1 pseudogene is annotated in these 235 nt (G+C 49.8%); it reads left to right on the top strand.

Annotation, left to right across the window (positions count from 1 at the left end):
* Positions 1-235, top strand: a pseudogene (locus B4920_RS28015) (erythrose-4-phosphate dehydrogenase); the annotation flags it as partial.

The raw sequence follows: 235 nt of genomic DNA, 5'->3' as shown, positions 1-235 counted from the left end.
CAAGTGTTAGAATTGGCCGCCAATGGACGATTTAACGGCATCTTAGGCTATACTGACGAGCCGCTGGTATCCTGTGATTTTAACCATGATCCGCGCTCCAGTATTGTTGATGGCACCCAGACTCGGGTGAGCGCAGGGCAGTTGGTTAAATTGTTGCTGTGGTGCGATAACGAGTGGGGCTTTGCCAATCGCATGTTAGATACCAGTTTGGCGATGATTGCAGCTAAACAAAGCC

Source organism: Zoogloea sp. LCSB751, from assembly GCF_002028455.1.
GTDB lineage: Bacteria > Pseudomonadota > Gammaproteobacteria > Burkholderiales > Rhodocyclaceae > Zoogloea.
The sequence above is the reverse complement of the archived record's forward strand: the minus strand, read 5'-3'. Positions and strand labels throughout refer to the sequence as shown.